General features: G+C 67.8%; 7 protein-coding genes. 3 read left to right on the top strand and 4 right to left on the bottom strand.

The annotated features are described in order from the left end of the window. Positions 1 to 74: 74 nt before the first annotated feature. Complete coding sequence (locus ACODRV_RS14240) at positions 75 to 1,232, bottom strand: MFS transporter (protein WP_141627609.1); 1,158 nt, start codon at positions 1,230 to 1,232, stop codon at positions 75 to 77. A 53-nt stretch (positions 1,233 to 1,285) separates the two neighbouring features. Here ACODRV_RS14240 and ACODRV_RS14245 point away from each other — a divergent pair, with 53 nt between their 5' ends. Then, positions 1,286 to 2,155: a LysR substrate-binding domain-containing protein gene (locus ACODRV_RS14245; RefSeq protein WP_240811655.1), complete on the top strand. Its 870-nt coding sequence runs from the start codon at positions 1,286 to 1,288 to the stop codon at positions 2,153 to 2,155. 12 nt (positions 2,156 to 2,167) lie between these two features. On the opposite strand, the gene ACODRV_RS14250 is transcribed toward ACODRV_RS14245, so the two are convergent. The 3 genes from ACODRV_RS14250 to ACODRV_RS14260 are packed head-to-tail and all read right to left on the bottom strand — an operon-like array spanning position 2,168 to position 5,132. Continuing rightward, a complete protein-coding gene (locus tag ACODRV_RS14250; protein WP_141627610.1) occupies positions 2,168 to 3,184 on the bottom strand; it encodes an HlyD family secretion protein in 1,017 nt (338 codons plus the stop codon). A 23-nt stretch (positions 3,185 to 3,207) separates the two neighbouring features. Further along, positions 3,208 to 3,963: an ABC transporter ATP-binding protein gene (locus ACODRV_RS14255; RefSeq protein WP_141627611.1), complete on the bottom strand. Its 756-nt coding sequence runs from the start codon at positions 3,961 to 3,963 to the stop codon at positions 3,208 to 3,210. Continuing rightward, positions 3,960 to 5,132, bottom strand: a complete 1,173-nt coding sequence (locus tag ACODRV_RS14260) for an ABC transporter permease (protein ID WP_141627612.1) — start codon at positions 5,130 to 5,132, stop codon at positions 3,960 to 3,962. Before ACODRV_RS14260 ends, ACODRV_RS14255 begins: the two co-directional genes overlap by 4 nt. A gap of 191 nt (positions 5,133 to 5,323) precedes the next feature. On the opposite strand from ACODRV_RS14260, the gene ACODRV_RS14265 reads away from it, so the two are divergent. Together ACODRV_RS14265 and ACODRV_RS14270 are read left to right on the top strand one after the other, a co-directional pair. After that, the gene (locus ACODRV_RS14265) at positions 5,324 to 7,417 is read left to right on the top strand and encodes a S46 family peptidase (RefSeq protein ID WP_488908754.1); all 2,094 of its coding nucleotides are present in this window, start codon (positions 5,324 to 5,326) and stop codon (positions 7,415 to 7,417) included. Between the two features lie 117 nt (positions 7,418 to 7,534). Beyond that, a partial coding sequence (locus ACODRV_RS14270) for a S46 family peptidase (protein WP_488908755.1) occupies positions 7,535 to 8,987 on the top strand: 1,453 nt, incomplete at its 3' end.

Here is an 8,987-nt window from a genome sequence, read left to right on the forward strand (position 1 = left end):
CTTGAGAGAGCGCACATTACGACGCCCGCAAAGATTGTACAGAAATTAAAAACCGCCGCTATCCGAGAAGAGTCTTAACGCCCCGCCCGCGCCGGCCCCAGGCCAAGGGTGAGGGCGAAGACGCCGAAGCAGATCAGGCTGGACAGGGTCAGCGCCGCCACGGGCGACACGTCGATCACCAGCGCATAGGCCGCCGGGGCCACCGCTTGCAGATACCGCGCGGGGGTCAGGACCAGCGCCTGCCGGACCGCGTACCGATCCGGGCCGAAAACGTGCAGCGGCAGAACGCCGGACGCCACGGAAAGCATGCCGTTGCCCAGCCCCTGCCCCACCGCAAGCAAGGGCGCCAGACGCGCACCCCCCGCGACGGCCAGCGCCGCTCCCAGAGGGTGAAACAGGGACGCGATGCGGACGGTCAGCACCGGATGCGAACGGTGCAGGACGAGCAGATCGAACAGGCGGGCCGCGACCGCGCTGGCGGCCGTCAGCCCCGCCGCCCAGGCCGCGTGGACCGGGTTCAGTCCCAGATCACCGAGCAAACGCGGCAGATGTGCGCCCATGGCGGTCGAGACCATCCAGCCGCCCGCGAAGACGCCCGCGATCTGGATCATCCGGCGGTCCCACAGGACCGGCCGCGCCCGGTCCGCCTTCGGACAGGGAGCCGATGCTCGATGGCCGGGCAGCAGCAGCACCGTCAGCGGCAGGCAGACCAGCAGATGGGCCGTCGCCCAGACCAGACAGGCGGTGCGCCAGTCGGCGGCCTCGATCACCATGCGACTGACCGGCCAGCCGAGACCGCCGCCCAGCGCGCCGATCAGGGACACGGCGGTGATCGGCCGCCGGGCCGCCGCCCCGTGGATCTGGACCAACAGGGCGAAGGCCGTGCCGTACATCCCGATGGACATGCCCAGCCCCAGCAGGGCGACCCCGGCCAGCAAGACCGCTCCTGACGGCGCGCAGGCGATCAGCGAAAGGGCTCCGGTGAAAGCCAGATGCGCCGCGCCGAGCACGCGCCGCCCGCCCCGCCGCTCGATCCAGCGCCCGCCGAACGGGGTCAGCGCCGCGGAGATCAGAAAGGCGACGGACAGGGCGGCGAAGACGGCGGATGCGGGCAGATCGAAGGCGCGCGCCATCGGCTCCCCCAACACGCCGAGCAGGTAGTAGCTGGAGGCGAAGGCCACCATCTGACCAAGGCCGAGGATGGGAACCACGAGGAAGGTGCGAACGGACATGGCGCTGGATCGCGGGATTGCTCGTCCGGCGAAAGCGACATATCCGCGTTGCCATGTTCGAAAACCTCACACCCCGGAGCGGCCTGCCGTCACTTAACGGACTGAGGGCGTTCGAGGCCATGGGGCGGACCGGCAGCGCCACCCGCGCGGCGCAGGAGCTGAACGTGACCCACAGCGCGGTCAGCCGTCAGGTGAAGGCGCTGGAGGCGGCGCTGGGCGTTCGCCTGTTCGAGGGACCGAAACACGGACTGCGGCTGACCGAGCAGGGGCGCACGCTTTTGGCCGGGCTGACCGAGGGCTTCGACAAGCTGGCCGCCGCTGTCGGACGGATCCGGGAGCGCCGCGAACTGCGTCTGGCGGTGCATCCCAGCCTGGCCGTCAAATGGCTGGTGCCAAGGCTGGCCGATCTTGAGTCGCGCCACCCCGAGATCGTGCTGCACATCACCGAACTGGAGAACCGGGCGCTGAAGCAGAGGGGCGCCGATCTGGCGCTCAGGCACGTCGATGCGGCGATGCGCGACACACCCGGGCTGGAGGTTCTGGCGGAGAACCGGGTCGGACCGGTCTGCGCACCGGCGCTGGCCGCCTCGATCATGACGTCGACACGGCTGATCACGCGCACCCGCGAAATCGCCTGGGCGGAATGGAGCGAACTCAGCGGGCAGGCGCAGCCCGGAGGCCGCAGCCGGGTCCTGCCGCATCAGCATGTGGTGTTGGACGCGGCCCTGGCGGGGCTGGGCGCGGCGGTGCTGCCGTGGATGATCGTGGCGGATGACATCGCCGCGGGACGACTGGTCGCCCCGTTCGGCTTCGTTCCCAACGACGGGGCGCTGGCCCTGATCCGGAACGGCGGAGAGCCGGACAGCGCCGAGCGGACCCTGATGCGCTGGCTGAAGGATCAGGCGCGCGCGACGCACGCCTGATCCCTGAAGTCATCAGCCCTGACGGGCGGGCGCCTGCATCGAGCGGTTGGCCGGCACGCCCACCGAAGGCGTGCGCGACGCACCGGCGGTCTGGCCCGGCTTCATGAACTTCACCAGCACGCGCTGACCGATCAGCAGGGGCGCGTCACCGGCCGAAACCACGACCTCCACCACGCGCTCGTCCGAACGCTGCGAGGGATCGTCCGAGGCCAGTTTGCGAGCGCCGAAGACGGCGGCGCGACGCATGACCGTACCGACATAGACCTTGGACGGATCACCTTCCGGCGTGATCTCGACCTGCTGACCGTCGGCGACGTTCGGAATGTCGCTTTCCACGATTTCAGCGCGGGCGATACGCGGCGCGTCGGGCTCCAGATCAAACATGTTGGACACGTTCAGGGTCGAGGCGCCGGCGCCCGGGTTGGCGTAACGGCGCACGATGCGCCCGGCCGAGGGCGAACGGATGATCGTCAGTTCGACGTCATAGGCGGCCTGATCGCGACGGGCGCGCGCGGTCTGGACCGTCGCCTGCTGCGAGCCGAGGCGGGCTTCGGCCTGGGCGATGGCGTCGCGGGCCTGATCGAGGCGTTGGGCCGCGACGAAGTTGGTGGCGGCCAGACGCTCCATGCGCTCGTACTCACGACGGGCGGCGCGGATGTCGACCTGGATCAGGCGCAACTGGCTCTCGGCCGAGGCCAGATCGGCGTTGGCGGTCTGCAGGGCCAGGCGGGGCTCGTCGTCTTCCTGACGGGCGAGAATCTGTCCGGCGACGACACGGTCGCCTTCCTGCACCAGCACCTCGCGCACGACCCCGCCGCGACGGGCCGCGATCTGGATGATGCCGCCCTCGATATCGACCTTGCCGTTTGCGATGGCGGCATACGGGCTTTCAACCTTCTCGGCGGCGGCCTTCTCTTCCTCGGCCTTCTTCGCCTTGGCGTTACCTTGCAGGACGAGGAACCCGACCACGATCAGGATGACGCACGCCAGGCCGATCCAGAGCCATTTGTTTTTGAGGAAGCGCATAATGTTTCTCGGTCCGGAAAGGGCGTTCAGTGCGACGCCAGGGCGGCGTCAGGATTGGGGGTTCGGCGTTCGTCACTGGTGATGACGCCGTCTTCGATGTGGATGACCCGGTCGGCCCAGGCCTCGAGGCGCGGGTCGTGGGTCACGCAGATGACCGCGGCGCCGTGCTCGGTGGCGGCGCGACGCAGCAGGCGGATGACCACCTGACCGTTCTCGCCGTCGAGCGCCGATGTCGGCTCGTCCGCGAACAGGATGTGCGGGTCCTTGGCGAGGGCGCGGGCGATGGCCACGCGCTGCTTCTCACCACCGGAAAGGGCGGTCGGACGCTGGTGCAGGCGGTGGCCGAGGCCGACCTCCTCCAGCGCCAGCCGGGCGCGCTTCTTGGCATCGCCCTTGGACAGTCCCTGAAACTTCAGCACGATCTCGACCTGCTGCAGGGCGCTCAGGGCCGGGAACAGGTTGAACCCCTGGAAGATGAAGCCGCAATGATCGAGGCGGAACCTGTCGATCTTGCTCGTGGAGAAGCTCCACAGATCATCGACGTCCAGTGCATCGACACGGCCCTCCTCGGGACGCAGCAGGCCGGACAGGGCGGCGATCAGGGTCGATTTGCCCGACCCCGACGGCCCCATGACCATGGTCAGATCGCCGTGGCGCGCGTCGAAATCGACGCCCTTCAGCACCTGCACAAAGCTTTTGCCCGACTTGAACCGCTTGACCAGACCCTTGGCCTCGATGGCGAAGTCGCCGTGCTTTCCGTGAACCTTGGTATGGCCGGTCATCGCAGCAGGTCCGCAGGTTGGCTGTTCTTGAGAATGCCGAGCGACAGCAGGCCGGACAGCATGGCGATGATGATCAGACCGCCGCCGACGATCAGCAGCAGGCCGAACGGAAGAGCGATGATGACGGCGTTGGCCATCGCGAACAGCGAGATCAACCAGGTCAGGAAGATCGCCGCGACCACCCCGACGCAACCGACCCAGAAGCTGAGCTCCATAACGATGCGGCGCAGGCTGCCCATGCCGACGCCAAGGGCGCGCAGCGAGGCGAACTCCTTGATGTTGGCCATGATGGCGCCGCGCAGGGTCTGCCAGGTGATGGCCACGCCGATAATGGTGCCCAGCACCACGCATCCGCCGATGATGATGACCAGAATGCCTTCCTGGAACATGGCGCCGGCGTTGGCGTCCGCCAGCTGCTGACGGGTCCAGGCCTTCCACTGGCCGTCGCCCTGGACGTTCAGCTCATCGGCCACGCGCTGGGCCTGAGAGGGATCGGACAGCTTGACCATCAGCGGACCGACGCGCGGTCCTGTATCGGCCTGCCCGACCATGCGCAGCGTGTCGCGCGACATGATCACGGTGGCCTGCATCATGTTCGGGTAGCCACGCGTAATGCCCACCACGGTGACGGTTTGCCCGTTGTACAGCGCCCGGTCGCCGAGCTTCACGCCCAGCTTGCTGGTCGCGGTTTCGTCGATGGCGACGGTGTAGGGCTGACGCAGGGCGTCGACCAGTTCCTGCGAGTAGTCCGTCGGAATGGTCACCGAGCCGGGCGTGGTGTCGATGACCATCGACTGCACAAACTGCTGCCGGGGCGCGCCCATCTTGGCGCGATCGGCCTGGGACATCGTGGGATCGACGTTCTTCACCGACTGGAATGAACCGCCCGCGCCGTCCAGCGGCTGGACCTCCACCACGGCCGGATTGCGATAGGCCAGGGGGATAAAGCGACGCGGCACGCCCGACGGTCCGCCGATCAGGCTGGTGGCGCCCGGCTGCATGATGATGATGTCGGCGCTGGAGCGCTCGATGGTCGCGGTGAAGCCCTTGCCGATGCCGATGAAGACACCGGTCATCGCCAGCACCAGCAGACCCGACAGCGCGAGCGCCATCACAGCCGCCATGTAGCGGCGCCATTCGTACAGGAGGGTTGAGAGTGCTAGCGACATGAACTGTGACGTATCCCCGACGTTGGTCGCTATGTGACCGCCCCTGTGGTTGTGGCCAAGTTAAATCGGGGTAAGGCGATCACCGTTCAGGCAGGACCCGCGCGGGAAACCGTGGACGACCGGCGGAGACTGGCGCTAGGTACGCGCCAAGAGGGCCGGCGAAGAGGGTCGAGCCCAGAGGAGACCACTTCATGCTGTTCCGCTCGTTGCGTTCCGCCGTTCAGGCGACCGCGTCCATCATCGCCGTCGGCGGCGTCATGGCCATCATGGCCGCGCCGGACACCGCCCGGGCGGACGAAGGAATGTGGACCTATGACAACTTCCCCATCGCGACGGTGAACCAGCGCTACGGCACCCGCATCGACCAGCAGTGGCTGGACCGCGTGCGCAACGCCTCGGTCCGCATCCAGGGCTGCTCGGCCTCCTTCGTCTCGCCGGAAGGCCTGATCCTGACCAACTGGCACTGCGTCGTCGGCTGCTCGCAGGAACTGTCGACGCCCAGCGAAGACCTGGTGAAGAACGGTTTCCTGTCGGCCACCCGTGAGGAGGAGCGCCGCTGCCCCGGTCAGACCGCCGAGGTGCTGACCGAGATCGTGGACGTCACCGACCGTGTTCTGGCGGCCGGCGCGGGCCTCGAAGGCGCCGCCTTCAACACCGCCCGCTCGGCCGAGATCAACAAGATCCAGCAGGAAGCCTGCGCCGGCGATGCGAAGTTCAACTGTCAGGTCATCAGCTTCTACCGCGGCGGTAAGTACGCCCTGTACAAGTTCCGCAAGTACGACGACGTCCGCCTGGTCTTCGCGCCGGAAAATCAGGCCGCTTTCTTCGGGGGGGATCCCGACAATTTCAACTTCCCGCGCTACGCTCTGGATGCCGCCTTCCTGCGCGCGTACGAGGACGGCAAGCCGGTTGAAGTCGGCAACAACTATCTGCGCTGGAACCCGAACGCTCCGGCCGAAGGCGACGTAACCTTCGTGTCGGGCAATCCCGGTTCGACCTCGCGCCTGCTGACCATGAGCCAGCTGGAGCGCCTGCGCGATCAGCAACTGCCGATCACCCTGATCCAGAGCTCGGAACTGCGTGGTCGCCTGCTCGAGTACTCGCTGACCGGCGATGAGGCGAAGCGCGTCTCGTTCGACCCCATCTTCGGCCTCGAGAACAGCTTCAAGGTCTACTACGGCCAGCAAGGCGCCCTGACCGACCCGGCCTTCATGGCCCGCAAGCGTGAGGAAGAGAACGAGCTGCGCGCCCGCGTCGCCGCCGACCCCTCGCTGGTGCAGCGCATCGGCGATCCGTGGGCCGATCTGGAGCGCGTGCAGGGCGTCGCCCGCGACCTGTACCTGCCTTACCGCCAGCTGGAGCAATCGGCCGGCGGCGGTTCGCAGCTGTATTCCTACGCCCGCGCGATCGTCCGTGCGGCCAAGAACACCAACCTGACCGCTGAACAGCGCGCCCGGATGTCCGCCGCGATCTCGGCCGAAACGCCGATCTACACGGACATGGAAGAAATCCGTCTGCGCTACTGGCTGTCGAAGACCCGCGAGTATCTGACGGTCGACAATCCGCAGGTGAAGGCCATGCTCGGACGCGAAAGCCCGGAAGCGTTGGCTGACCGCCTGATCTCGGGCACCAAGCTGGCCGACCCGGCCTTCCGCGCCCAAGCCCTGACCATGACCGCCGAACAGCTGGCCGCCGCCGATCCGCTGCTGGCCTTCGTGCTGGCCAACGACGACGCGGCCGCCGCCGTCGGCGCCCGCTGGAACGCCGAAGTCAACGCCCCCACCGCCCGCGCCGCCGAGAAGGTCGCTCAGGCCCGCTTCGCGGTCTACGGCACCAACCTGTATCCGGACGCCACCTTCAGCCTGCGCCTGTCTTACGGCCAGGTGCAGGGCTGGACCTACCGCGGCGTGACCGTGCCGCCGTTCACCTACATGGGCGGCCTGTACGAGCGGGCCACCGGTTCGGAGCCGTTCAACGCGGCCCAGGCGTTCATCGACAACGAGGCCCGCGTGAACAAGGCCACGGTCTATGACTTCACCTCGACCAACGACATCATCGGCGGCAACTCGGGCTCGCCCGTGATCAACGCCAACGGTGAAGTGATCGGCGCCGCCTTCGACGGCAACATCCACTCGCTGGGCGGCTCTTTCGGCTACGACGGTGAACTGAACCGCACCGTCTCGGTCTCGACCGCCGCGATCACCGAAGCGCTGCGCAACATCTATCCGAGCCCGCGCCTGCTTCAGGAACTGGGCGTCGACCGTCCGCAACGTCGCCGCCGCTAAGACCGGCGCGACATCGTCGTACCTTCGAGGGGGCCGTCCGCACTTGCCGGGCGGCCCCTTCTGGTTTCATGGTCCGCGCAACAACGGGGCGCCCTGTCGCCCGCCCGGAGTTCTGTCATGCGCTACACCCCCGCCATCGTCGCCGCCCTTCTGACCCTCGCCGCCGGGTCCGCCGCCCCGACCCTGGCCCGGGCTGAAGAAGGCATGTGGACCTTCGACAACTTCCCCATCGCGCGCGCCAACCAGACACTGGGCACCAACATTGATCAGGCCTGGCTGGACCGGGTGCGGTTGTCGTCGGTGAAGTTCGGCGGCTGTTCGGCCGGTCTGGTGTCCGCCAGTGGTCTGGTGATGACCAACAACCACTGCGTCGCCACCTGCGTGGCCAACCTGTCGACGCAGGAAACCAACTACGCCGAGACCGGCTTCACCCCGCGCAGCCGCGAGGAAGAGCTGAAATGCCCGGGCGGCACGGCTGAAATCCTGACCGACATCAGCGACGTGACCCAGCGCATGCACGCCGCCGGCGCCGGCCTGACGGGTCAGGCCTTCACCCGCGCCCGTGACGCCGAGGCCAGCCGCATCGAGCAGGAAGCGTGTGGCGACGCCACCGACAAGCGCTGTCAGGTCGTGACCCTGTACCGGGGCGGTCAGTTCAAACTGTACACCTACAAGCGCTACTCCGACGTTCGTCTGGCGTGGGCGCCCGAGGATCGCGCGGCCACGTTCGGCGGCGATCTGGACAACTTCAGCTTCCCGCGCTTCGCCATCGATGCGGCCTTCATCCGCCTGTACGAGAACGGCGCCCCGGCCAGGACCCCGACGCACTTCAAGTGGAACGCCTCGCGCCCGGTCGAGGGCACGCCGGTCTTCGTCTCGGGCAGCCCCGGCGCGACCCAGCGCCTGCTGACGCAGGACCAGCTGTTCAGCGTTCGGGACGTGGTCCTGCCCATGGATCAACTGATCGCCTCCGAACTGCGCGGCCGCCTTATCCGCTACTCCGAGGAAGGCGAGCGTCAGGCGTTCGAGGCGATGGATCCGATCGTCTCTATCGAGAACACCTACAAGCGCGGCCTGGGCCGCATGCGCGCCCTTACCGACGCCAACTTCATGCGCATGAAGGCCGAGGCGGAAGCTGACTTCCGCAGCCGCGCCGAGGCCGGTGTCGGCGCCGACAATCCCTGGACGACGCTGACGGGCATTCAGCCTGTTCTGCGCGAAAGCTATCCGGCGTATGCCCTGCTGGAAGGCGGCACCGGGATCGGAACCACGCCGGTCGGCGGCGGCTCGCAGCTGTTCCTGTGGGCGCGCACGCTGGTGCGCGGTGCGCAGGAGCGCGGCAAGCCGTCGGCCGAACGTCTGCCCGAGTTCGCCGACAGCCGCCTGGCGGGCGTGCAGAGCGGTTTGTTCGCCGAGCGTCCGGTCTATCCGGGTCTGGAGCAGGTCCGCATGGAATGGTGGCTGTCCAAGACCCGCGAATGGCTGACGGTCGACAACGCGAACGTCCGCGCCCTGCTGGGTCAGGAATCGCCCGAAGGCCTTTCGGCCCGTCTGATCGAGGGCACGACGC

This window comes from Brevundimonas sp. FG8 (assembly GCF_057808845.1).